Source organism: Streptococcus caprae (genome assembly GCF_042649745.1).
GTDB lineage: Bacteria > Bacillota > Bacilli > Lactobacillales > Streptococcaceae > Streptococcus > Streptococcus caprae.
Genome location: NZ_JBHRZV010000002.1, coordinates 67,535 through 91,174 on the forward strand (window position 1 = coordinate 67,535; position 23,640 = coordinate 91,174).

Genomic DNA, 23,640 nt, shown 5'->3' on the forward strand with positions numbered 1-23,640 from the left:
TATCACAAAACTAGAAAACGATTACAGATTTTTCATGGATTTTCTAAAAAATAAAAAGCCGACCGAAGCCGACTTTCACATGAGTAATTTAAGGTGTTGTTTAAAGTTTTGGTTGTCTCCAAATGTGAGTATCAATCAAACCACAGAAAGCATCAACTGAAGACACACCTGTAAATTCGGACTCTCCTGCCAGTTTGGCAACGAGGGCCGTCATGGTATTATCCATACCATCATAGGCATTGATATAGGTACCAACCTGTGGCATATCTGCCAAAGCAAAGGCATGTTGAACAGATACCACGATTGTTGGAACTTCATGGACGTAGAATGGTTGGTCGGGTGTCCCCTTGGCTGCTGGCCAGATAATCCGTTGGGTGGTTCCTCCAGAGTTGACATCAACCAAGTTGATAATCAAGTCATAGTAATCAGTCAGATTAGAAATCGGTTGTTTCTGTGCATAGACGTTGGCGATGGCTGCACCACGTTCTTCTACAGGTAATTTCATAATCCGTTCTTCGGTGGATTCCCAAACAGTTACCTCGTGACCTCTAGCTTCAAAAAGCTCCTTAACCTTGTCTGAGGCACGCTTCTTGCCAGCATTGATCATGGCACCAAAGCCACCCTTGTAGCCTTCGACATTAACAATCAAGATGCGCTTGTAGCGTTCAGGAGTTACTGGGAAGATATCTGCTTGCTTATTCTTAACCAAGGTAATAGCCTTGTCTGCTACCTCATCTGAAATAGCCTGGGCCTCCGCTGTGTGGATAAGGGCTAGCGCTTCATCCTTAGGCAACATGATTTCCTCACGACGACCTTCATAAGTATGAAGACCAAGTTTCGCCTTGAGACCCAGAGTCCGACGGAGGGCATCATGCAAGCGCTCGTCGCTCAGAATTCCCTTTTCGTAACCTTCCTTCATCCAAGCAAGATCTTCATCTGGATCGTTAAAGAAGAGGAAGAGGTCGCAACCAGCTTCAATAGCTGTCGGCAAGAGTTCACGACGTGGCATTGACGCTGTCATCCCGATCATATGAGACGCATCTGTTACGATAGCCCCATTGTAGCCCAATTCGCCACGCAACAACTCATCTAGCAAGGTCTTGTTGAGAGAAGCCGGCAACATGTCATCAAATTCACGTTCTGGATGGAGTTCCTTTTCAACATTTGGCAGGTGAATGTGACCGGCCATGATTCCTGGAAGTCCTGCCTCTGCCATTTCCCCATAGATTCGGCCAAAAGTTTCCATCCACTCAGCCTTGGTCATTGGGTTGGCTGCATAAGATAGGTGATGATCGCGCTCATCAATCCCGTCCCCTGGGAAGTGCTTGGCAAATGGCAAGATGCCATGTTCCATAATTCCTTTCATATAGGCCTTAGAAAGCTCAATCGTCTGGTCAACATTGGCACCCCAAGTTCGGTTGGCAATGATTGGATTTCGCCAGTTGCGGGTCAAATCCATAATCGGTGCAAAGGAAGCGTTACATCCCACAGCTGAAGCCTCAATCCCAGCAATACGCCCCATCTCATAGGCATAGTTAGCATCATTTGTCGCAGCAATCTTGATTTCATCCCCAACTTTGGTTCCATCTGTGACAGCTCCGTCTCCGCCTGCCTCAGTGTTGGCAGCAATCAGCAAAGGAATTTTTGACTTGGTTTGCAGGATATGGTTTTGGTCCCAGACTTCTGAAGAGGTTCCCTTGTTATAGCGGACAGCACCGATATGATAGGTATTGAGTACATCAGTCAAATACTCTTCCGTACGGCTAGCTCCCATATTGACAAAGAGTTGCCCAATCTTTTCATCGAGCGTCATATTGGCAATGGTTTCTTCCACCCAGGCAATCGCAGCGTCATCTAACTGATAGGGTTTTTGGGTTAAATCAACTAAACGTGTCATCGCAAATTATCCTTTATCTAAATTATCCCAGAAACGACTCTTATAGGTCGCTTCATCATAAGTTCCGGCTACAAACTGCTCAGCTTGACCTTCCAGCAAATCTGTCCATGAGGCTTCTTCGTCTCCAACCATAATCGGATAGAAACGCACACCATTCTGCTCGGCAGCAGAGCAGTCACCAGGAGAGTCGCCAATCATGAGTAAATGGTCTGGTTGGTCGACTTTGGCTAATAGCTGAGCTATTACATCTTCTTTTTTTCCACGGTCTTGGCAGTAGAGATCAGTGACGTAGTCCAGAAGCCCCTGGTCACGCCACTCTTCTTCCACCGCTTCACGGTTGGCAGAGCTGACCACATAGACCCGACCCAGTTGGCTGAGTTTTGCCAGACCTTCCTTGGCTTTTGGAAAGGCAAGCACCTCACCCTCATAGCCTTTGATGTGGGCATTAACATCATTGGACCAGGCAAGTGCCGCCTGCAAATCTGAACTATCCTGCTCTGCTATTGCTGCCTCAAGGGAGGCATTGGAGAGAGAATCTGTCGTCTCAGCCCACTCAACCAAACGGTCAATGTTTGGTACACCAGCAGCCTTGAGAGACATCACAAGTCCGGTAAATCGGTTGACGCCCCGTGTCCGAGAGTAGAGATTGAGTTTTTCCCAGTCCTTTTGAAACTGCTCTGGATTCTCAATTGGAAAGTGCTTGACGATGAGCGGTCCAAAGAAGAGTTCATGCTTGTAGGTCATGGTATCCATAGCACAGCCATCGGAATCCACACAGAAAAGATAGTTTGTCGTCATATTAGACTCCTGAATAAGCTGAGAAACCACCGTCGATTGGCAGAACGACACCATTGACGAAGCTAGCCAAGTTTTCATCTGCCAAGAAGAACACACCACCGATTAATTCTTCCGTTTCGCCGAAACGTCCCATTGGGGTATTGCGGAGGATTTTCTCTGCACGGGCTGATGGTGTACCGTCTTCGTTAAAGAGTAGGCCACGGTTTTGGTTAGTTACCAAGAAACCTGGAGCAATCGCATTGCAACGGATGCCAACTTGTGAGAAGTGAACCGCCAACCATTGCGTGAAGTTACTGATGGCTGCTTTAGCGCCTGAGTATGCCGGGATTTTTGTCAATGGTGTATAGGCATTCATACTTGAAACGTTGATGATGTTGGCACCTGGTCGACCGACCATGTCTTGCGCAAAAACCTGGGTTGGTAAGAGAGTTCCCAAATAGTTGAGATTGAACACAAACTCAATCCCAGCCTTGTCAAGGTCAAAGAAAGTTTTTGTACCTTCTGGTAGGTCTGTCGTGTGGAATTCATTGTCTGTCGTCGCACGTGGGTTATTACCACCTGCACCATTGATGAGGATGTCACATGGACCAAGGTCAGCCAGAACAGCTGTACGAACTTCTTCTAAGTTTTCTTTCTCAAGAACATTAGCCTTGTAGGCTTTAGCAACGCCACCGTCTGCAACGATTTCATCCACAAAGACTTGGGCAGCATCTTGGTTTAGGTCAAGAAGGGCGACCTTGGCCCCTGCTTTAGCAAATTCCTTGGCCATGTAACCGCAGAGGACACCACCTGCACCAGTAACAACAACAACTTTATCTTTAAATTCAATGACTTTTGACATGGGTTTTCTCCTTTGTAAATTCAGGTTTTGAGTTTTTATAGGTGTTTTTGCCTTGATAATTCGTGATTATTTATTTCCAACTGTCTTTGCCTTAATGCCAAAGTCTGGCGTCTTACCAGCTGCACGCATGTTGGCTTCGTAAAGGCCGTTGAAGTAGGTTGCTCCGAGAGCTCGGTCATACAAACCATAGCCAGGAGTCTTGGTTTGGTCACCCCAGATACGACGACCATGGTCAGGACGTAGGGCTCCTTGCCAATCATAGTCCACCAAGAGTTTGATCACAGCGTTCATATCAATATCTCCAGCAGAGGATAGGTGGGCTGTTTCTTGGAAGCCCCAATCTCCAGCGGTCACATTACGAGTGTGCATGAAGTTAATGCGTTCACGCTTAAGGGCGTATTCATGAATGGCCAGAACATCATTGGCTGGGTCTGAAGCATATGAACCGACACACATGGTAATGCCGTTATATGGTGAATCATAGATATCAAGGAAACGCTCTACTGATTTGAGTCCAGTAATGATTCGAGGCAAGCCGAAGATACCATACGGTGGATCATCAGGGTGGATGGCCATTTTCACACCTGCAGCCTCAGCTGTTGGCATAATGGCCTTGATGAAGTATTCCAGGTTTTCCCAGAGGTCTTCTTCCGTAATGTTTTGACGGTAGTTTTCGATGATGGCCTTCATCTCTTCTTTTGAGTAAGAAGAGTCCCAACCTGGCAGGTTCAAATCATCTGCAACTGGGTCTACATCTTCTAAATCAGTCTTGAGAAAGGCAAGTGAAGTTGTCCCATCAGGGAGCGGATGATTGAGGTCTGATCGCGTCCAGTCAAAGACCGGCATGAAGTTATAACAGACAACAGGAATACCAGCGGCACCGACGTTTTTAATGGATGTCTTGTAGTTTTCAATCAATTCATCGCGATTAGGTTTCCCCTGCTTGATATCCTCATGTACTGGAATGGACTCAATGACTGTAATTTCAAGCCCAGCATCCTCGACTAATTTTTTAAGTTCCAGGATATTTTCCAAAGGCCAAGCCTGACCAACAGGCACATCATAAACAGCGGTAACAATTCCCTGCATTCCAGGGATAGCTTTGATTTCTTCAAGCGTCACGGGATCTTTTTTCCCGTACCAACGGAAAGACATTTTCATGAGTTTTCTCCTTTAATTTTGTGACTTATTTTTTGAAAAATTGCTGAGCATTGTTATAGCAAATATCTTGGATAAAAGGTTTGAGCAGGCTATCGTCATTGGGAATTTCTTCTGTTTCAACCCACTCACCGATAAAGCTCGACAGAATGCGACGGAAGTAATCGTGGCGTTGGAAGGACATGAAACTTCTAGAGTCTGTCAACATTCCGATAAAGTTGGCCAAGAGCCCTTGCTCCGCATAATGTGTCATCTGGTCCAACATTCCAGTTTTCGTATCATTGAACCACCAACCAGCACCGAACTGTAACTGACTCAGTTGGCCACGATTGTTTGCTTGGAAGTTAGCCAAAGTATTGGCCAGCAAGACATTGTAGCTTGGATTGAGCGTGTACCAGACCATCTTAGGTAACTGGTCTGTACTTGCCAAAGCATCGAGAAAACGATTGAGATGGTCCGCCAGGTCAATCTGGTCTCCCATTGAATCAAAGCCACTATCCGGTCCGAGCTGGCTATAAAGTTTGCTGTGGCTATTGCGGACTGCACCAAAGTGAACCTGCGTCACCAAACCATGCTTATGGTAGAGTCTGCATAGCTCCAAATAGATACCGGACTGCCACTGGGATTTTTCAAGAGCTGTTAAGGCTTGACCAGACAAGGCCTTGGTCAAGATGGCATCTAAATCTGATACCTCTGTTGCCTGATATTGCACAGCTCCAAAGCTGATGTCAGATGCCTGACAGCCATGCTCTGCAAAATAAGCGATACGATCATCCATTGCAGCGACAAAATCTGCAAAACTTGCTATCTGACGTCCTGTTTTCTGAGCCAATTTTTCTGTGAAACTTGCAAAGTTAGCGTGAGCCACGAAAGCCTCATCTGGTCGGAAGGTCGGAGCCACTACCACATCAATGGAGGCATCAGCTGCAATTTTTTCATGCCAGACCAAATCATCCAAGGGATGGTCAGTTGTCCCAACAAAGCGAACATTAGATAGTTCCAACAGGTAACGTGGGCTAATCTTGCCCTGAGCTAGGATACTATTTAATCTCTCGTAGAGACTCTTCCAGTTCTCAGCCTTGATGACTTCATCGATACCAAATACAGTTTTCAACTCCAAGTGGCTCCAATGGTAGAGGGGATTACCGAAAGCTCTGCTAACAGTTTCAATCCACACGCGGAATTTTTCCTTTTTAGGGGCATCTCCCGTGATCAACTCTTCCGCTATGCCATTGGCCCGCATCAGACGCCACTTGTAATGGTCGCCATCCAGCCAAAGATCCACAATGTTTTCGTAAGGTTTGTCTTCAAAAATCGCCTGCGGATCCAAGTGACAATGAAAATCGTAAATCGGCATATCCTTAGCAAAGGTATAGAGATGCTTGGCCGCATCACTCTTTAGCATAAAATTTGAATCATTAAAAGTCATCTTATCCCTCCACTGCTGCCATAAAGTCCTTGGCAAAGGCTGTCACACTGGCATAACCTTCAGTCGCCACCTTAGCACTCAAGGCCGATCCTACACCAACGGCACAGGCACCAGCTGCCTTCCAGCTAGCAACATTCTCTATAGAAACACCACCTGAAGGCATCAAGTCCACATTGGGAATAGGACCATGAATATCCTTGATAAATCCTGGTCCCAAGCTACCTCCTGGGAAGAGCTTGATAATTGGACACCCCGCCTCCATGGCCGTCACAATCTCAGTTGCTGTCGCACAACCTGGGAAGTAGGGAACCTTTGATGTTTTTGCAATCTCTTGAATCTCTGCTGAAAAATGCGGACTCACTAGAAAGGCTGCTCCTACTCCTACGGCCTCTTGAGCTAAAGCTGTCGTCATCACTGTTCCAGCACCGATAACAACTGTGTCATCTGATGAATATTCATTAGACAAGATTCGGATAACCTCACTAGCATCAGGTGTCGTATAGGTAATTTCAATATTTTTGATACCTCCAGCTATGGCATGGCGTGAGATTTCTAAGGCATCTTCAACAGATTTCCCGCGAATAACAGCGAAGGCGTAATTCTCTTTTAATTGTGTTAACATCTGATCTCCTTTTTCTGCTTAGAATTTAGAAAACGATTTCTTTATGGTTTTATTGTATCATTCATCAGATGACTTTTCAAGCATTTTGCTGATTTTTTTAAAATTTTTTCTATTTTTCCTCAAATTCATCTGATAAATCAACAAAACCTCTGATGATTCTTATCATCAGAGGTCATTTCTTATTTTTCAAAGCCTGTACTTACAGACAGAATATGGCGTAGCATGGCATCATAGGCCTGGGTACTATCTCTTGCTACAACTGCTTCAAGTATTTTACGGTGGGCCACTCGGCTATCTTCCCGCAAATCTTTCCCTTTAAAATCACGGTTAATAAGACTAATTGATTGATGAATAACCGGCAATAAGCTATCCAAAGCTAGATTCCCACTCATCTTGGCCAATTGAGAGTGTAGTTGAACATCCAACTGAACGTGGTCATCTGTTCCGTTATCATAGGAGAATTCGATAGCAGCCACCAAACGCTCCAACTCTCGACAGTCCTCATCAGTGGCAAATTGAGCAGCCTTTGCAGCAACTCTAGGCTCCAAAAGCATACGAATTTCAAACAAATCCTGGGTCAGTTTGTAGGTATCTTTAATAAAAGAAAATCCAAGTGGATCGTCTGCTACTCCCTTTTTCCCACTGACATAAGTACCTGAACCCTGACGGACTTCAAGAATATTCCGAGCTGCCAAGCGACGGACAGCCTCACGAACAGTACTTCGACCAACCTCGAGGGTCGCAGCAAGGTCATATTCGTTCGGCAAGCGGGTTCCTGGTTCAAATTGATTATCAACAATATATTCTACCAAACGTTCCGCCGCTAGTTCTGCTAACGGCAACGATGACTTTTTCATCTGTCGCTCCTCACTCTTTTAAACTTATTTTTCTTATTATATCGAATTTTAAGGGCCATTTCAACGGATTGCATACAAGGCTCTCACATAAAGTGAGAGCCCTTCTATCGATTTTAACACTCCGAACTAGTTCTTATAACCAAAGTTTGGAATATGGGTCCAACGGTCTTTGAAGAAACGAACCACCTGTTTTGGATCACGGCTCCGGCTAAAGAGACCCTTGTGATTTCCTTTTACACGAATCAGGCTGACATTGGTCTCAAAGTCTGCAAAGTTCCAAACCTGTTCTCCTACGAAATAAGGCAAACTGTCAAAGACCTCATGATTAGCTGCATAGTAATCACACTGGTATTCTTCTGTATAAGGAATGTCCCAAAGCGAATGGTAGCCTGGTAGCGTATCGGCACCATACTCCGTAAACATGATAGGTTTGTCTGGATACAAGCGGTGCCACTCTTCTAATTCTTCACGAAGATGAATTTTTGCATCTTCTAAGGCTGCATGGTCCTTGTACCAACCATAGTAACGATTGAGACAGATAACGTCTAACAAATCTGCCACCAAATCAATGTTTGGAGTTGCCATCATGATATTGACCAAGGTCACTGGACGAGACTGAGGATCCAAATCACGATAAAGCTGAATCAAAGGCTCAAAGTATTCACGCGCACCTGCCTCATGGGATGACGGTTCATTGGCAACTACCCACATGACTACACAGGCGTGGTTTTTATCGCGCTCAACCAATTCACGAATGGCTTGTTCATGAGCATCTTTTGTATCCATGACACTCCAAGTATTCTGATCTTCTATTTTACCATCAATCATATCGAGAGAGGCCGTGAAATTATTAAAGAGACCAACTGCAGGTACTTCATCAATAACAACAATACCCATTCGATCTGCAAGACGCATCATCTCCTCTGAATAAGGATAGTGGGATGTTCTAAAGGAGTTAGCGCCGATTCCCTTAAGCAAGTTCAAATCCATCAGGTTAGCTGCCTCATTAAGCCCACGACCATTGATATAAGTATCTTCGTGTTTGCCAAAACCTTTAAAATAGAAGGGTTGATCATTAATGAGGAACTTGGCATCCTTAACCTCAACCTTACGAATACCAAACGCCTCATCGTAGCTGTCCACCAAAGTCTCACCGTCAAACAACTCTACTCGACAGGTATAGAGATAGGCCTGCAACGGTTGCCAGAGATGAACATCTTCCACTTTCAAATCGTGACCAGCAGGTCCACTTGCAACAAGTTGTCCTTGTTCATCAATGATGGTTACGCGGGTAGCAATAGCAGAGCTGGTCTTGACATCTGTGTGAACGACTGCTTGAGTCAGGTCCTCGGACAGGTCATAGGTAATGGCAATATCCTCGATATGAACTTTCGGACGTGTATATAATTTAACTGGACGATGAATCCCAGCATAGTTGAAGAAGTCAAAATTCTCCCGAACAACCTTCTTGACCTGTCCATCAGCCAGAGTCTTCTCAGAATAATTACCAACAGGCAGGCTAGTGTAATCCAATACATTGTTGGCACAAATGGTCAACACCAAGGCGTCTTCTTGTAAAAATTCTTCCGCCACAAGCACCTCAAACGGTGTAAAACCACCCTTATGCTCAGCAACCAGTTGCCCATTGAGGTAAACTCGTGCCTGATGGGTGACCGAACCAAAACGAAGCACTGCTTCTTCATGATCAGCTATAACAGGCAAATCCAAGGTCCTCTCGTACCAGTTGTCACCGATAAAGAGACGCTTGTCCTTGTCCACCAAGACATCATTAAAGGAGGTTGGAACCACCATGAGTTCGCTGGCTGGATCTATTGCTAGACTAGCTTTCTTACTTGGAGTATAATCCCCTTGTTTAAAATTCCACAGACCATTAAGGTCATAGACTTTACGGGTTTTGGATAATTGTGGATATAGCATTGTGTTCCTCCTTAACGTTTAATGTCCTGAGCACCCTTGTTCATAAGCTGCTCAATATCTTTTTTAGTCACGATGTTAATGTCACCCTCGATGGTGTGTTTAAATTTAAAACTAGCCATGGCAATTTCTAGAGTCTGCTGAGGAGAAGAGTTTTCAAGCAGACCATAGATAATCCCTGCAGTGAAAGCATCTCCTGTTCCTACGCGGTCCAAAACTTGAATTGCTTCGCGGTCTGTTTCATGCAACTTCTGCTCCTGACCATCATAGAGATAGGCCTTGAGGATATACTCATTAGTAGCCCCAATCTCTCGCTCCGTAAATGCAATGGTCTTTAATTGGTAGCGCTCTGCCATTTCTCTAAGAACCTCAAGTAAAATCTCTCGGTCCCGATAAGGTCTAGTCAATCCTAGGCTATCCTTCAAGTCCTGACCATCATCCATCAGAAGAGACAGGGGTTCAAGTCCAATGCAGACATCTGCTAGGGCTACTAGCTTAGACAGAGACTGACGCGCCTGCTCGAAGGACTCCCACAGACTTTCCCGGTAGTTCAAGTCAAAAGAGATAGGAATTCCCCTAGCCTTTGCCTGGGTCATTAGTTCAAGAGCAATCTGGTAAATCTCAGGGTTGAGCGCCACCGTAATGCCACTAATATGGAGCCAAGACATGTCCTGACAAATCGCCTCCACATCATAGTCGGACAGTTTAGATTCATAAAAGGCAGAATACTTGCGATCATAGAGAACACGACTGGTCCGCAGTGAAAAACCTTTCTGGTAATAATAAATTCCCAAACGCTCACCTTTTTTTAGCACCTGATCCTGACCAATCTGATGAGCAAAGAGGAAAGACTCCGCCATATGCCCCAAATCATTATCGGGAATTGCAGAAACCAAGGAAACAGGATAACCCAACTGCCCCAGCGTAGAAAGGACATTGAGCTCAGAGCCACCAAACTGACAATCCAGGGTCGTCGCCTGGGTTAAGGTTTGGTGCTGGGGGGGCGATAATCTTAACATGATTTCGCCAAAAGCGACAATTTTCAAGAGGACACCTCCTTTTAGTTACGTTAGGTTTAGTGTATAATGCCAACTTTTTTTGTCAATTCCACTCCTAAATCAAAGACCCCACCACCATGACAAGCGATAGAGCCTTTTGAGCTATCAGGTTAGTTCTCATCTACAGGGTATTGTGACAAGTCTACATAATCCATATCTGATAGCGGAACATTTTTAGCAATGTCTTGAACCCGCTCAATATCTTTTGCGGCTTTCATGGCATGAATTTTCTCTTGCACACGAGCCATTTCTTGGTCATCAAGTTTGTAGAAACGCATCATAATTAGGGATGTAATTGCTGCAACAAACGGAATAACTGCAATCAGGAAAATCGTTGCCATTTTAAGTTCTGAACTAAAAGCTGTTTCTGCAGTTGGATACTCTTTAGCAAAACCAACTGTCGCAAGAACTGCACCTACAACCATCGGAGCAAATGAGGAAGCAATAGAATCGGTTAATGAGAAAATGGTCCCAATCATTCCTGATAAATAACGTCCTGAAACTGAAGTTTCATAGTCTGTAATATCTGCTCCCATTGTTAAAACTAAACTTGAAGGAGCTGATGAGGAATAACGTGCCAAGATATAGGCAAGTGTAAAGCAAATGGTAAAGAGATTAAAACTTGTAAGATCAAGACTTCCAGGTTTAGCAGTCCATAAGAGGAATCCAAAACCAAGTAGACCAATCAAGCCCATCTGTAAAGCTAAAACATAAGAGAAGCGCAAACCTTTTTTACGTGCAATGGCTGAATAAAGGATATTAACCAAAACTCCAGGAATAATCATCATCAAAGAAAATTGACCAGATAGAGCATAGTTTCCAAATACAATACCAAAGAGCATTACAGTTACTACAGAATCTCCAAAGAGTTGAGCTAAAAATTTGATCAAGGCTGCTGATAGTGATAAGACCTGTAAAGGCTTGTTCCCTTTAATGACTTGCCAGTAATCTTTCATTGAAGTCTTTTGAGTTTTTTCCTCGCCCAAGCCAAAGAATCTTTCGTTATCTTTTTCCCAAATTCCAATGATAGCTACCACAGCAAGCACTGCTGAGATAATAATTGTTCCATAAATAAGTACATTAAAGAATTCTGGAGTAAAGTTTCCAAATTTTGGAATTAAAAACTGAGCAACAACAACCTGACCACCTGTCATGAGAGTTGTCGTCATTACAGCATCAACCATATTAAAGATTGGACGTTGTTTAGGATCATTGGTTAAGGCTGTCTGACCTGCCTTAGTAATGGTTTGTTGTAGAGAATAACCAATTTTGTGGATAATCAAAACAATTACAAATAGAGGTAAACGGAGCCCTTCAGCAACAAGATTCAAATTGAGCATAAAAATCATTGAAAGAGCTGTTATGATATTACCTAGTACTAAAATAGGACGATATTTCCCAAATTTAGTGTTAGTCTTATCAATCAAGACACCAATAGCTGGATCAATAAAGCCATCGAAAATACGAATATAACCCATCAACTGACTAACAAAGATAGCTGCTAGTCCAAGCACCCCTGTTGAGAGATAGGTTACGAACATAAAAGCAAATAGATAAATGTTTGTCGATGTATTATTCATTGCAAACATGACAATTTGCCAGAGTTTCGCACGGTTATAAGCAACATTTTCGCTGCGATCTACTGTTTTTTGACTCATAAGAGCCTCCTCCTTAATCTCGCTATTTGTAAGCGTTTTTCTTTTTACTCCCTTATCTTACTATTCATCTGATGTTTTGTCAACCATTTTTTAAAAATAATTTTATTTTCCTTATTTTTTTCCGATTTTTAGAAAGAATTCATCTGATTATTTTAACCATTATCCTTTAATTCATCTGATTATTTCTATCTTTTTTGACAATTAAAAATCTCTTCTCGCTTCTAAGCAAAAAACCGCCTGCCGGCGGTTCCTGTTCCCCGATTGAAATCGTCCATTGGATCTCAATAAAGCAGAAAAGCACCTCACGGTGCTTCTCATTTCCAACTTGAAACAGCCTACCCGTAGATTGTAGTAGCAGAAAACCGCCTGCCGGCGGTTCCTATTTCCAACCTAAAAGGTCCAACGGACCTTTTTAGCCACCCAGGTATGCTTTTTTGACTTCTTCTGAGGCGAGGAGTTCTTGGCCTGTACCTGAGAGGACGATTTTTCCTGTTTCAAGGACGTAACCGCGATCTGCAATGGCAAGGGCCTTGTTGGCGTTTTGTTCAATCAAGAGAACGGTTGTCCCTTGTTTTTGGATATCTTGAATAATATCAAAGATTTCTTGGATGAAGATTGGAGCCAGTCCCATAGATGGCTCATCGAGAAGTAGGAGTTTTGGTTGACTCATCAAGGCACGTCCCATGGCAAGCATCTGTTGCTCACCACCAGAAAGCGTTGCTGCATCCTGATTTTTACGTTCTTCCAAGCGTGGAAAACGTGCGAAAATCTTTTTGAGATTGGCTTGGTTTTCTTCACGGTTATTTTTTAGGAAGGCACCCATTTCAAGGTTTTCCATAACGGTCAAGCCAGAAAAAACATGGCGTCCTTCTGGTACTTGGGCCAAACCGTCGGCCACGATTTTACGGGCAGGGACTTTTTGGATTTCATTCCCAAGATAGGTAATCTTACCAGATGAAGGGCGGACCAGTCCAGAAATGGTTCTAAGAATAGAAGTTTTTCCAGCTCCGTTAGCTCCGATGAGGGTCACAACCTCTCCTTCATTTACTTCAAAGGAGACATTCTTGACCGCTTCAATGACGCCATAATGAACGGATAAGTCTTCAATTTTCAACATTGACATTAGGCTTCACCTCCCAGATAGGCTTCAATTACACGTTTATTAGTCCGTATTTCTTCTGGTGTACCATGCGCGATTAGGCGACCGTACTCCAACACGTAAATCCGCTCTGTTACTTCCATAACCAGGCTCATATCGTGTTCAATCAACATGATAGTAATATCAAACTGGTCTTTAATTTGACGAATCAATTGGGTCAATTCAGCCGTTTCTTGAGGGTTCATTCCTGCGGCCGGCTCATCCAAGAAAAGGATTTTTGGTTCAGTTGCCAGAGCCCGTACAATTTCCAAGCGACGTTGTTGTCCATAGGGTAAGTTTTTGGCCAAGGTGTCTGCACTACCATCCAAATCAAAGATCTTTAGGAGTTCAAGAGCTTTCTCTTTCAACTCAACTTCATTCTTATAGTAGGCTGGTAGGCGGAAAAATGAAGCGAGGACATGAGACTTGTGATGGTTCCCTAGACCAATTAGGACATTTTCCAAGACCGTCATATCTTTAAAGAGACGGATATTTTGGAAGGTCCGTGATAGGCCCAAAGCCGCAATCTTAGACGGTGCTTTGCCATTTAACAAGGTATCATCAAGTGTGACAGTGCCTTCACTTGGTTCATAAACCCCAGTCAGAAGGTTGAAGAGGGTTGTTTTCCCAGCTCCGTTAGGTCCGATCAAGCCAACCAGTTCTCCCTTATGAAGTTCCATGGTCACATCACCAACCGCAGTCAAACCACCGAAGTTTTTAGTCAAATTTTTAACATCAAGAAGTGCCATTAGTTAGTGCCCTCCTTCTTTTTAAAGAATTTTGAGAATTCCAATTCCTTGGTTCCCAAAAGTCCGCCTGGGCGGAAAATCATCAGCAAAATCAAGGCTAATGAGTAAATAATCATGGAAATATCTGAGAAGTTTTTCAGGTAGACATTGAGGATACCTAGCAAAATCGCAGCTACGAAAGTTCCTGTCATAGAACCCAAACCACCCAAAACGATAATAATCAGAATATTTACAGTTGTCATGAAGGCAAAGTCTTTTGGAACAATAGTCCCAACGTAGCCAGCTTGGAGGCCACCTGCAATTGCTGCTGTAACAGCACCGAAGACAAAGGCAATTACCTTCATTTTAGTTGGGTTTACCCCAACAGACTCCGCCGCAATTTCATCTTCACGAACCGAAATCGTTGCCCGTCCAATTGGACTACGCAAGAAGTTCAAGGTAAAGATTGTCGTAATCACAACAAAGACATAAACCAATTGCCAGCTGGTGAAGAGTGGTATAGACATAATCCCACGAGGACCGTTGGTCACATCACCACCATTGACAATCAAGATACGGATAATTTCAGATACACCAAGCGTCGCAATAGCAAGGTAGTCTCCCTTCAAACGAAGGGTTGGCATACCGACCATAAAGGCCACCAAACCAGCCAAAACCATCCCGATAATCAGGGCTAAGAAAAATGTACCGTAGTTAGGACTGCGAGTTCCCAAAATCCCAACAGCGTAGGCTCCAATAGCCATGAAACCAGCGTGGCCCAGAGAAAACTGACCTGAGAAACCTACGATGAGGTTAAGCCCAACCGCCATAATAATGTTAATCCCAATCTGTTGAACAATTTGGATATAGTAGGCATTGAGAAGTCCCGTTGATACCATGGCCTGAATGAGGATAAATCCTGCTGCTAAGAAGGCCAACCAAACAAGATTTGCTTTTAAATTTTGTTTCATCCTTACACCTTCTCTTTCACATTTTTGCCGAGAATACCCGCTGGACGAACCAAGAGGATAATAATCAAGACAAAGTAAACAATGGCATCACGGAAATCAGACAGTCCAATTACAGTCGCAAATGTTTCCAAAATACCGATAACAAATCCACCCAGGGCAGCACCAGGAATAATACCAATACCACCAAGAACGGCAGCGACAAAGGCCTTAATACCAGGTGTCATCCCCATCAGAGGCTGAATGGAGTTATAGTAGAGTCCAATAAGAACACCAGCAGCACCCGCCAAGGCAGAACCCAGAGCAAAGGTAAAGCTGATAGTCGAATCTACGTTAATCCCCATCAATTGAGCTGCGTCGCTATCAACAGAAACCGCCCGCATGGCTTTCCCCATCTTGGTTTTTTGGACGATAAATTGCAGAGCAACCATTAAGAAAATAGAGATTCCCAAGATTAGGAGCTGGATATTACTGATGGTAATCGGACCAAGGTTAAAGTTAACCGTTTGAATGGCCTGAGGAAAGGCACGAACATCCGCTGAGAAGAAATAAACCATGGTATATTCCAAGAAGAAGGAAACCCCAATCGCCGTAATCAAGGCTGCAATCCGAGTCGACTGCCGTAAAGGTCGATAGGCTAGGTACTCAATGACCATCCCCAGACAGGCCGTCAAGACCATGGTCACTGGGAGGGCAATGAAAAATCGTAGGGTCGTATTTTCAATAAAGGTCATGGTATTGATCAGATAGTAACCTAAAAAGGCCCCAATCATGTAAATATCCCCATGAGCAAAGTTAATGAGTTTGATAATCCCGTATACCATGGTATAACCGAGCGCAAGCAGGGCATAAACAGAACCGAGAATCAAACCATTGACAAGTTGTTGGAGCATGTGTTCACCAAACTTTCTAATATAATCAATAGGTTTTACACACTTTATCATCACAAGGCTACTGCCTGAAACGAGCATTTCAATACTTTTAGCCTTTTTAGATTTTAAGTGAGTGTTTTTAAAAATAAAGCAATCTCCATTATATGAAAATTCTGCAACTTTTTCAAGCCTAATGGCAGAAAATCCAGAATAAACTGACAATTTCAATCAGCTATGTAAAAAGAGGGCGAACCCTCTTTTTATCATATATGATTATTTTGCAGTAACTTCATCAACAGAAGATTGTTCACCCTCTGTCAACCCTACAACATAAACTGATTTTACAACGTTGTGTTCTTCATCAACAGATGTCTTACCAGTAACTCCCTCAAGGTCTTTAGTAGCTGCAAGGTTGTCTTTGATATCTACAGAAGTTTTTGCGCCTTTTGCTGCCTCAGCTGCCATGTAAACTGAGTCGTAAGCAAGAGCAGAGAACATTGAAGGCTCTTCGTTGTACTCAGCCTTATAAGCATCATAGAATTTTTGAGCTTTTTCAGATGCTGAAGTTACAAAAGCTGAAAGGTAGTAAACCTTGCTTGCAGCAGACTTAGTTGCCAATTCAGCAAATTGTGGTGAGTCGAAACCATCTGAACCAAGGATTGGTTTGTCAATGCCCATTTCACGCGCTTGTTTTGTGATGGTACCAGTTTCGTTGTAGTAACCAGGCATGATGATAGCGTCAAAGTCTTTGTCTTTGATTTTTGTCAAGGCAGCTTGGAAGTCTTTATCACCTGAAGCAAAGGTTACTTCTGCTACGATTTCACCTTTGTAAGCTTCTTTGAAGGCATCCGCAATACCTTTTCCGTAGTCAGATGAGTTGTCATAGTAAAGGACAACTTTCTTCGCAGACAAGTTTTCAGTTGCGTAAGTCGCCATAACTTGTCCTTGGTATCCATCCGTAAAGGTAGTACGGAAGAAGTACTCTTGAACATTACCTGATGAATCTTTAACCAAGTCTGTTTGAGTTCCTGAAGGTGTGATCATCGGAACAGCTCCAGAAGTAGCTGATGAAATCGCTGCACCTGAGGCACCAGATGTTGCAGGACCTACGATAACGTTAGCTCCTTCTGAGATAAGGGCAGTTGCGTTACTTGCAGCTTCTGCAGTCTCAGACTTAGTGTCTTTTGAGATGACTTTGATATCTTTACCATCAACACCACCAGCAGCGTTAATTTCTTTTGCAGCTAGTTTAGCTCCTTTTTCCTCAGTTTGACCGTATGAAGAAACCTCACCAGACAATTCAAGGTTAAGACCGATAACCAGTTCGTCACCGATTTCAGTACCAGTAGCTGAAGAATTAGTTGTAGAAACGTCTGAACATGCTGCTAGCATCACTGATGAAGCCAAGGTAGCAAATGCTAAAACGAGATTGCGTTTTTTCATGAGATAACTCCTTAAAAATTTCTTAATTTTTTGACTATGCTACCTAATATACGGAATTGTCTGAAAATTGTCAACCCCTAAGCCTCATTTTCTTCAAAATTTTCTGATTTTTCCAACTGCAGGAGATTTCCAACAAAATTTTGGTCGATGGTATCCAGTTCAGAGACACGCACTTTTTTAACATACTTAAGCTTGTTCAACTGGGCAACCGTTTCTTGGACTTCCCCTGCTGGTAAATAAAGTAATAAGTACCGCATCCGTTTGGATTGGTAAATCAAATCTCCAAACTTAGCGATTTTCCGCGCATCACGGTTATAGTATAGGTAAACAAATAGGCCTACACGATTTTCTTTTTCAAACATATCTTTCCTCATTTTTAATTTCATTTGCCTCTCGGATACTTGTTCCACCCTTATGATGATTCGGGCGTCTGGCTGTTAGTGGAAGTCCTGTATCAACGAATATGGTCTCTGAGACACTGGAAACCAGCTGCTCAGTCAGTTCCGCCAAGCGCCTTTGCAAGTCCACTTCTGCTTGTCTGAAACAAACAACCTTATCATTTAGGTCTAATTCACGTTTTCTTGAGAGCAGTTCTCGCCTTTGCTGACGAACTTCAGGACGAAAGCTGGCAAATTCTTCTATGGCTTGATAGGCTTCCTTGGCTTGACCAAAATCTAGGATTTCCTGAACGAGGACATCATCTGCTTCCAGCTCTGCCTTTGCTCCCAGATAAGCCTGAACTTCTGGCTCAGCTTTTAAGGCAAGGACAATCTGGTCAATGGCTTCATCCAATTCAAAGAGAGAGGCATCAATTTTTAACATACCTCCATCATATCAAAAAAACATGACAATCGCCATGTTTCTCAAGTCTTTATTTCAAATCATTATTAGCCATGATTTCATCAATAAAACCGTACTCAAGAGTCTCTTCAGCACTGAGCCAGCGGTCACGTTCTGCATCATGGTGAATTTTTTCAACAGTTTGACCCGAGTTTTCCGCCAAAATTTTCTCCAAGATATTACGTGTTTTGAGCAAGTGCTCAGCAGCAATGGCCATGTCAGTCTGTTGAGTACCGCCACCTGTACCACCCATTGGTTGGTGAATCATGTACTCAGCGTTTGGTAGCATGAAACGTTTCCCTTTGGCACCAGATGAGGCAATAACAGTTCCCATGGATGCTGCCATCCCCATGACAATGGTTTGAACGTCTGATTTAATAAAGTTCATGGTATCAACAATCGCCAAACCTGCTGATACAGAGCCACCAGGAGTATTGACATAAAGATAGATGTCTTTGGTAGGGTCTTGAGCGTCTAGGAATAATAGCTGAGCGATGATTGAGTTAGCCATGTTATCCTCAACAGGACCTGTCAACATGATAATACGGTCTTTCAAAAGACGGGAATAAATATCGTAAGAACGTTCACCACGGCTCGTTTGTTCAATAACTACAGGAATCATAGAATTTCTCCTCTATACAATAGTGTGTGGCTGATTGGCCACCAAGTATGAGACTATTATAGACTTTTGGTCAAAAATGGTCAAATAAAAACTTTTCAAGATAAGTCCTGAAAAGTCTTTGGGAATGACAGGCCACGAATTTTAAAGAAGTTGCCTCCCTTATTTTCATACGAAACGCCTGTATCTTGCAAATTTTAAATAAATTTCACGAAGGTCCAAGGACTTTCGGCGCTTTCCTATTTCTAGGCTCCGACCTAAATAAGTCCACTGGACTCTCGTCGCTCTCCAGTTTCAAGGCTCCGACCTAAATAAGTCCACTGGACTTATTTAGTCCCAAACAGGCGGTCACCAGCGTCACCAAGTCCTGGAACGATGTAGCCATGTTCGTTTAGTTTTTCATCCAAGGCTGCTGTATAGATGTCAATGTCTGGATGTGCTTCTTGGAGTTTTTGTACGCCTTCTGGCGCTGCAACCAAGCAGACAAATTTAATATTGTAGGCGCCACGTTTTTTCAGAGAATCGATGGCCAAAATAGCAGAGCCACCTGTCGCCAACATTGGATCCACCAAGAAAATTTGGCGTTGGTCAATATCTTCTGGCAGTTTGACCAAGTATTCAACTGGTTGGAGGGTTTCCTCATCACGATACATACCGATATGACCAACCTTGGCAGCTGGAACCAGGCTAAGCAGGCCGTCAACCATCCCAATACCCGCACGCAGGATTGGAACAATGGCCAATTTTTTACCGGCCAACTGTTTCTGTACTGTTTTAGTAATCGGTGTTTCAATTTCAACATCTTCCAGGGGAAGGTCGCGTGAAACCTCGTAACCCATCAACATGGCAATTTCATTAACCAACTCCCGAAAATCTTTTGTAGAAGTCGACGTGCGACGCAAGATAGACAATTTGTGCTGAATCAGCGGATGTGAAATAACTTGAAGTTTACCCATAAGTGAACCACTTTCTAGTTTAGTTTTCTCTATTATACCAAAAAATCCTCCAAAGAGGACTTTTCAGATAGAATTTGTTGCCTTACCGGTCAGCAAAAGTTTTAACAATACGGTCAACAGCCTCTTGGACGATGTCTGCAGGAGCTGCCGTATTGAAACGGAAATGGCACTTGCCTTCCCGTCCAAAAGTAAGACCATCATTGAGCTGGACCTTGGCCTCTTCAAGAAGGAGACGGCTGATCTCTTCATGTTCTAAGCCAAAGTCAGAGAAATCCAACCAGACCAAATAAGTACCTTCAGGCTTGAGGAACTTCAGTTTAGGCAAGTTTGCGTCAAAGGTTTCCGCTAAATAGGTGATATTGCCTTCCAGAACTGGCTTGAGTTGCTCCAGCCAAGGTTTTCCTTTTCTGAGGGCTACTTCCGTTGCCAAAAGTCCCAGACTTGACACTTCATGCTGATTGTTGACTAACTGTTGGTCCTTGAAGGTTTTTCGCAATTCAGGATTTTGGATAATAGCAAAGCTATTCTTAGTACCAGCGATGTTAAAAGTCTTTGTAGCGCTGGACAAAATGATAGCAAAGTCCTTGAATTCAGGAGCAACCGTATTAAAGGAATGGTGCTCATGACCAAACAAGGTCAAATCTTGGTGGATTTCATCAGAGACCATGAGAACTCCATGTTTCTGACAGAGACGACCAATTTTTTCTAGCTCATCACGGGTCCACACGCGCCCACCTGGATTATGGGGACTGCAGAGGATGTAGAGTTTGACCTCATTGTCAACGATGTCTTTTTCCAGTTGGGCAAAATCAATCTCAAAATGATCATTTTGAACCAGAAGCGAATTGGTTATCAGCTTGCGCTTGTTGAGCTTTACACTGCGGGCAAAGGGAGGATAGACAGGCGTGTTAATAAGTACCGCATCCCCTTCCTTAGTATAGGCCTGGATGGCCACAGAGATGGCTGGGACAACCCCCTCAATAAGGACAAGGTCCTCAGGAGAAATCGCGTAGTGGTGCTCTGCCATTTCCCAATCCACAATGGCTTGAAAGAGGCTTTCTGACGGCTCATCGTAACCAAAAACTGTACGGTTGGCAAAGCCTTGGAGGGCCTCTGACATCTCAGGAAAGACAGGAAAATCCATATCCGCGATCCACAATGGCAGAAGGTCCTTATCTTCCTTGGTTTTCAACCACTTGATAGCATTGGTTGAGAGGCGGTCCGGCAAGGTTGTAAAATCATAACGAGTCATAGTTTAACTTCTTTCTAAAGCTTGCTTAAGGTCAGCCTTGAGGTCTTCCACATCTTCGATACCGATGGAAAGGCGGAGCAGGTCATCCGTCAAACCGTAGGAGTGGCGGACTTCCGCAGGGATATCTGCATGAGTCTGGGTTGTTGGATAGGTAATTAAACTCTCTACCCCACCCAGGCTCTCTGCAAAGGTAATCAACTCTAGGCTGTTAATGATGGTTGGAATCTTAGCCACATCCTCCACCTTGATGGAAATCATGCCACCTTTGCCAGGGTAGAGCACTTCCTTAATCGCTGGATGTTCTTGAAAGAAGCTAACCAAGGCCTGAGCATTTTCGGTTGATTTTTCCATGCGGAGTTTGAGGGTTTTAAGCCCACGCATGACCATGTAGGAATCAAATGGAGACAAGGTTGGCCCCGTCGTGTTGAGGTTATAGTAAAGCTTGTCGTAAGTTTCCTTGTCACTGGTTACCACAACTCCTGCCAAGACATCATTGTGCCCTGCCAAATACTTGGTCGCTGAGTGAACAACGAGGTCAGCCCCCTGTGTGATTGGCTTTTGGTAAATTGGACTGTAGAAGGTGTTGTCGACAATCAATTTAGCTCCCTGAGCATGGGTTTTTTCTGCAACCTTGGCAATGTCATACTCAAACATAAGGGGATTGGTTGGAGTTTCAACGTAGACAATATCAGTCTCGTCAGAAATGGCTGCCAAGAGCTCTTCTTGCGTGTTCACATAAGTAAATTGGAAACGTCCTTGTTTTTCTTGGTCGTTAAACCAACGGAAGGAACCGCCGTAGAGGTCACGAACAGCAACCACCTTAGACCCAACTGGGAAAATCTCAAAGGCCAATACGATGGCAGACATGCCTGATGAGGTTGCAATGGCATAGTCGGCTTCCTCAATGGCAGCCAAGGTTTTCTCTAAGGTAGCGCGGGTCGGGTTCTTGGTCCGTGTATAGTCAAAACCAGTCGACTGGCCGAATTCTGGGTGCTGGTAGGTAGTTGAAAAATGAATGGGCGAAGCCAGGGCCCCAGTTGCCTGATCAGAATTGATTCCTGCACGGGCTAAAATCGTGTCAATTTTTAAAGTTTGTTTGGTCATCATGCTCTCCTATTTCAAAGCGTTGTCCTTATTTTACCATTTTTTAGGGTAAAAATAGCAGAATTGTCAGAAAAATTCTCTACTTTTCTTCTCTAGAAATTTACGATACAATAGAGGCATCAACTGTACGGGGACAAAAATATGACTAGATATCTCAGCAAACACGAGCAGATTTTCTTGGATTTGGAAAACGATATCCAAACAGGAAAGCTGACAAAGGGAGATAAACTCCCCTCTATCCGCAAGCTCGCGGAGACCTATGCCTGTAATAAGGACACTGTCCAGCGAGCCCTGCTCGAACTCAGACACCACAATCTCATCTACGTCAGGAACAAGAGTGGTTACTATGTCCTTGGTCAGGACAAGGCCATCAATGACGACTGGGATTTCACCCGTGATTTGGAACCTGATAAGCTCTCTCCCTACGACGACTTTCAAAAATGCCTCAACGAAAGTCTGGTTGGACGGGAGGCCTACCTGTTTAATACCAGTAGTACCAACCAGGGGCTACCCCAACTCAGCCTCTCCCTGCAAAATCTCCTAGCAGACTACCACGTCTATTGCAAGCCAGCAGATATCGTTGTAACCTCTGGAACCCAGCAGGCCCTCTATATTTTGAGCCAGATGACCTTTCCCAATCACCACCAGACTATTTTATTGGAACAGCCCACCTACCATCGGATGAACGCTCTGGTCAAATCTCAAAATCTCCCCTACGAGACAGTTACTCGCACACCCCAAGGACTGGATATGGCTGAGCTTGAGCAACTCTTTGCCAGCCAGACCATCAAGTTTTTCTATACCATTCCCCGTCTTCATAACCCTCTGGGAACTTCCCTCTCCAAGGCAGAAAAGACCAAGCTTCTGGAACTGGCTGAGCGATACGATGTTTACATCATCGAGGATGACTACATGGCTGACTTTGACAGTAGCCACGCCAGCCCCCTCCACTATTTTGATCAGAGTGACCATGTTATCTACCTCAAGTCCTTTACGACAACCATTTTCCCAGCCTTGAGAATGGCTGCTGCAGTCCTTCCCACTGTCCTAAGACAAACCTTTTTAGACTACAAAAACCTGATGGACTACGACAGCAATTTTATCATGCAAAAGGCCCTCTCCCTCTATTTGGACAATGGCATGTACAAGAAACACAGGGACCAATTGGTCAAGGGACACAGGGATAAGATACAAGACCTGCAAGCACTCTTAAAGAAATATTCTCTCGCAACAGACGTGGTCTTGTCAGACTGCAAGATTTGCCTACCAGCCAACCAGGTCAAAAAGGACCATCTCAAGTTCTACTTTGAGCCTGATCAACTGCTCCGCCATGCCTACATCACCCCAAACCCTTTGGACTACTTCCAACTCAACCTCAATAAGAAAGATAAGGACGCTCTGGACCAACAGCTCAGCCGTTATTTTGCCAAAAGTAGGCGGACGAGGCTTGTCAAAGCTGACCAATAA

22 protein-coding genes are annotated in these 23,640 nt (G+C 43.9%); 1 reads left to right on the forward strand and 21 read right to left on the reverse strand.

What is annotated here, in order from left to right; genetic code table 11:
* Positions 1–100: 100 nt before the first annotated feature.
* The 21 genes from ACFORF_RS00465 to ACFORF_RS00565 all read right to left on the reverse strand — a co-directional run bounded on the left by ACFORF_RS00465 (position 101) and on the right by ACFORF_RS00565 (position 22,173).
* On the reverse strand, positions 101–1,897 hold the full coding sequence (locus ACFORF_RS00465; protein ID WP_380424250.1) for a glycoside hydrolase family 3 protein: 1,797 nt from the start codon (positions 1,895–1,897) through the stop codon (positions 101–103).
* 6 nt (positions 1,898–1,903) lie between these two features.
* Positions 1,904–2,695, reverse strand: coding sequence for an HAD family hydrolase (locus ACFORF_RS00470; protein ID WP_380424252.1), 792 nt, complete (start codon positions 2,693–2,695; stop codon positions 1,904–1,906).
* A 1-nt stretch (position 2,696) separates the two neighbouring features.
* Positions 2,697–3,536 carry an SDR family oxidoreductase gene (locus ACFORF_RS00475; protein WP_380424254.1) on the reverse strand — a complete coding sequence of 280 codons (840 nt, stop codon included), beginning with the start codon at positions 3,534–3,536 and terminating at the stop codon, positions 2,697–2,699.
* Between the two features lie 66 nt (positions 3,537–3,602).
* Entirely contained in the window at positions 3,603–4,697 is a 1,095-nt protein-coding gene (locus ACFORF_RS00480; protein WP_380424256.1) for a mannonate dehydratase, read from the reverse strand.
* A gap of 25 nt (positions 4,698–4,722) precedes the next feature.
* Complete coding sequence (gene uxaC / locus ACFORF_RS00485; protein ID WP_380424258.1) at positions 4,723–6,123, reverse strand: glucuronate isomerase; 1,401 nt, start codon at positions 6,121–6,123, stop codon at positions 4,723–4,725.
* Position 6,124: 1 nt separating this feature from the next.
* The gene (locus tag ACFORF_RS00490; RefSeq protein ID WP_380424260.1) at positions 6,125–6,745 is read right to left on the reverse strand and encodes a bifunctional 4-hydroxy-2-oxoglutarate aldolase/2-dehydro-3-deoxy-phosphogluconate aldolase; all 621 of its coding nucleotides are present in this window, start codon (positions 6,743–6,745) and stop codon (positions 6,125–6,127) included.
* Positions 6,746–6,924: 179 nt separating this feature from the next.
* Entirely contained in the window at positions 6,925–7,602 is a 678-nt protein-coding gene (locus ACFORF_RS00495) for a FadR/GntR family transcriptional regulator (protein ID WP_380424262.1), read from the reverse strand.
* A gap of 126 nt (positions 7,603–7,728) precedes the next feature.
* Positions 7,729–9,540 carry a beta-glucuronidase gene (uidA, locus tag ACFORF_RS00500; RefSeq protein ID WP_380424264.1) on the reverse strand — a complete coding sequence of 604 codons (1,812 nt, stop codon included), beginning with the start codon at positions 9,538–9,540 and terminating at the stop codon, positions 7,729–7,731.
* Positions 9,541–9,551: 11 nt separating this feature from the next.
* On the reverse strand, positions 9,552–10,583 hold the full coding sequence (locus ACFORF_RS00505; protein WP_380424265.1) for a sugar kinase: 1,032 nt from the start codon (positions 10,581–10,583) through the stop codon (positions 9,552–9,554).
* Between the two features lie 122 nt (positions 10,584–10,705).
* Positions 10,706–12,253: an MFS transporter gene (locus ACFORF_RS00510; RefSeq protein ID WP_380424267.1), complete on the reverse strand. Its 1,548-nt coding sequence runs from the start codon at positions 12,251–12,253 to the stop codon at positions 10,706–10,708.
* 412 nt (positions 12,254–12,665) lie between these two features.
* Positions 12,666–13,376, reverse strand: a complete 711-nt coding sequence (locus tag ACFORF_RS00515) for an ABC transporter ATP-binding protein (protein ID WP_380424269.1) — start codon at positions 13,374–13,376, stop codon at positions 12,666–12,668.
* On the reverse strand, positions 13,376–14,140 hold the full coding sequence (locus ACFORF_RS00520; RefSeq protein WP_380424271.1) for an ABC transporter ATP-binding protein: 765 nt from the start codon (positions 14,138–14,140) through the stop codon (positions 13,376–13,378). The genes ACFORF_RS00515 and ACFORF_RS00520 overlap by 1 nt, the downstream gene beginning before the upstream one ends.
* The gene (locus tag ACFORF_RS00525; protein WP_380424273.1) at positions 14,140–15,090 is read right to left on the reverse strand and encodes a branched-chain amino acid ABC transporter permease; all 951 of its coding nucleotides are present in this window, start codon (positions 15,088–15,090) and stop codon (positions 14,140–14,142) included. The genes ACFORF_RS00520 and ACFORF_RS00525 overlap by 1 nt, the downstream gene beginning before the upstream one ends.
* A gap of 2 nt (positions 15,091–15,092) precedes the next feature.
* Positions 15,093–15,980, reverse strand: coding sequence for a branched-chain amino acid ABC transporter permease (locus ACFORF_RS00530; RefSeq protein ID WP_380424275.1), 888 nt, complete (start codon positions 15,978–15,980; stop codon positions 15,093–15,095).
* 252 nt (positions 15,981–16,232) lie between these two features.
* A complete protein-coding gene (locus ACFORF_RS00535) occupies positions 16,233–17,402 on the reverse strand; it encodes an ABC transporter substrate-binding protein (protein WP_380424277.1) in 1,170 nt (389 codons plus the stop codon).
* A 77-nt stretch (positions 17,403–17,479) separates the two neighbouring features.
* Positions 17,480–17,764 (reverse strand): DUF2129 domain-containing protein, encoded by a 285-nt coding sequence (locus ACFORF_RS00540; RefSeq protein ID WP_380424279.1) that lies wholly within the window; start codon positions 17,762–17,764, stop codon positions 17,480–17,482.
* A complete protein-coding gene (locus ACFORF_RS00545) occupies positions 17,757–18,224 on the reverse strand; it encodes a YlbF family regulator (RefSeq protein WP_380424281.1) in 468 nt (155 codons plus the stop codon). Before ACFORF_RS00545 ends, ACFORF_RS00540 begins: the two co-directional genes overlap by 8 nt.
* A gap of 49 nt (positions 18,225–18,273) precedes the next feature.
* Positions 18,274–18,864, reverse strand: a complete 591-nt coding sequence (locus tag ACFORF_RS00550) for an ATP-dependent Clp protease proteolytic subunit (protein WP_380424283.1) — start codon at positions 18,862–18,864, stop codon at positions 18,274–18,276.
* A gap of 323 nt (positions 18,865–19,187) precedes the next feature.
* Positions 19,188–19,817, reverse strand: coding sequence for a uracil phosphoribosyltransferase (gene upp / locus ACFORF_RS00555; RefSeq protein WP_380424285.1), 630 nt, complete (start codon positions 19,815–19,817; stop codon positions 19,188–19,190).
* A gap of 82 nt (positions 19,818–19,899) precedes the next feature.
* Positions 19,900–21,069, reverse strand: coding sequence for a MalY/PatB family protein (locus tag ACFORF_RS00560; protein ID WP_380424287.1), 1,170 nt, complete (start codon positions 21,067–21,069; stop codon positions 19,900–19,902).
* Between the two features lie 3 nt (positions 21,070–21,072).
* Positions 21,073–22,173, reverse strand: coding sequence for a cystathionine gamma-synthase (locus tag ACFORF_RS00565; RefSeq protein ID WP_380424289.1), 1,101 nt, complete (start codon positions 22,171–22,173; stop codon positions 21,073–21,075).
* A gap of 141 nt (positions 22,174–22,314) precedes the next feature.
* Here ACFORF_RS00565 and ACFORF_RS00570 point away from each other — a divergent pair, with 141 nt between their 5' ends.
* Positions 22,315–23,640: an aminotransferase-like domain-containing protein gene (locus ACFORF_RS00570; protein WP_380424291.1), complete on the forward strand. Its 1,326-nt coding sequence runs from the start codon at positions 22,315–22,317 to the stop codon at positions 23,638–23,640.

Excerpts from the sequence above, each read along its gene's own strand:
- ACFORF_RS00465 (WP_380424250.1), bottom strand. The coding sequence starts at position 1,897 with ATGACACGTTTAGTTGATTTAACCCAAAAACCCTATCAGTTAGATGAC.
- ACFORF_RS00470 (WP_380424252.1), bottom strand. The coding sequence starts at position 2,695 with ATGACGACAAACTATCTTTTCTGTGTGGATTCCGATGGCTGTGCTATG.
- ACFORF_RS00475 (WP_380424254.1), bottom strand. The coding sequence starts at position 3,536 with ATGTCAAAAGTCATTGAATTTAAAGATAAAGTTGTTGTTGTTACTGGT.
- ACFORF_RS00480 (WP_380424256.1), bottom strand. The coding sequence starts at position 4,697 with ATGAAAATGTCTTTCCGTTGGTACGGGAAAAAAGATCCCGTGACGCTT.
- uxaC (WP_380424258.1), bottom strand. The coding sequence starts at position 6,123 with ATGACTTTTAATGATTCAAATTTTATGCTAAAGAGTGATGCGGCCAAG.
- ACFORF_RS00490 (WP_380424260.1), bottom strand. The coding sequence starts at position 6,745 with ATGTTAACACAATTAAAAGAGAATTACGCCTTCGCTGTTATTCGCGGG.
- ACFORF_RS00495 (WP_380424262.1), bottom strand. The coding sequence starts at position 7,602 with ATGAAAAAGTCATCGTTGCCGTTAGCAGAACTAGCGGCGGAACGTTTG.
- uidA (WP_380424264.1), bottom strand. The coding sequence starts at position 9,540 with ATGCTATATCCACAATTATCCAAAACCCGTAAAGTCTATGACCTTAAT.
- ACFORF_RS00510 (WP_380424267.1), bottom strand. The coding sequence starts at position 12,253 with ATGAGTCAAAAAACAGTAGATCGCAGCGAAAATGTTGCTTATAACCGT.
- ACFORF_RS00515 (WP_380424269.1), bottom strand. The coding sequence starts at position 13,376 with ATGTCAATGTTGAAAATTGAAGACTTATCCGTTCATTATGGCGTCATT.
- ACFORF_RS00520 (WP_380424271.1), bottom strand. The coding sequence starts at position 14,140 with ATGGCACTTCTTGATGTTAAAAATTTGACTAAAAACTTCGGTGGTTTG.
- ACFORF_RS00525 (WP_380424273.1), bottom strand. The coding sequence starts at position 15,090 with ATGAAACAAAATTTAAAAGCAAATCTTGTTTGGTTGGCCTTCTTAGCA.
- ACFORF_RS00530 (WP_380424275.1), bottom strand. The coding sequence starts at position 15,980 with ATGCTCCAACAACTTGTCAATGGTTTGATTCTCGGTTCTGTTTATGCC.
- ACFORF_RS00535 (WP_380424277.1), bottom strand. The coding sequence starts at position 17,402 with ATGAAAAAACGCAATCTCGTTTTAGCATTTGCTACCTTGGCTTCATCA.
- ACFORF_RS00540 (WP_380424279.1), bottom strand. The coding sequence starts at position 17,764 with ATGTTTGAAAAAGAAAATCGTGTAGGCCTATTTGTTTACCTATACTAT.
- ACFORF_RS00545 (WP_380424281.1), bottom strand. The coding sequence starts at position 18,224 with ATGTTAAAAATTGATGCCTCTCTCTTTGAATTGGATGAAGCCATTGAC.
- ACFORF_RS00550 (WP_380424283.1), bottom strand. The coding sequence starts at position 18,864 with ATGATTCCTGTAGTTATTGAACAAACGAGCCGTGGTGAACGTTCTTAC.
- upp (WP_380424285.1), bottom strand. The coding sequence starts at position 19,817 with ATGGGTAAACTTCAAGTTATTTCACATCCGCTGATTCAGCACAAATTG.
- ACFORF_RS00560 (WP_380424287.1), bottom strand. The coding sequence starts at position 21,069 with ATGACTCGTTATGATTTTACAACCTTGCCGGACCGCCTCTCAACCAAT.
- ACFORF_RS00565 (WP_380424289.1), bottom strand. The coding sequence starts at position 22,173 with ATGACCAAACAAACTTTAAAAATTGACACGATTTTAGCCCGTGCAGGA.
- ACFORF_RS00570 (WP_380424291.1), top strand. The coding sequence starts at position 22,315 with ATGACTAGATATCTCAGCAAACACGAGCAGATTTTCTTGGATTTGGAA.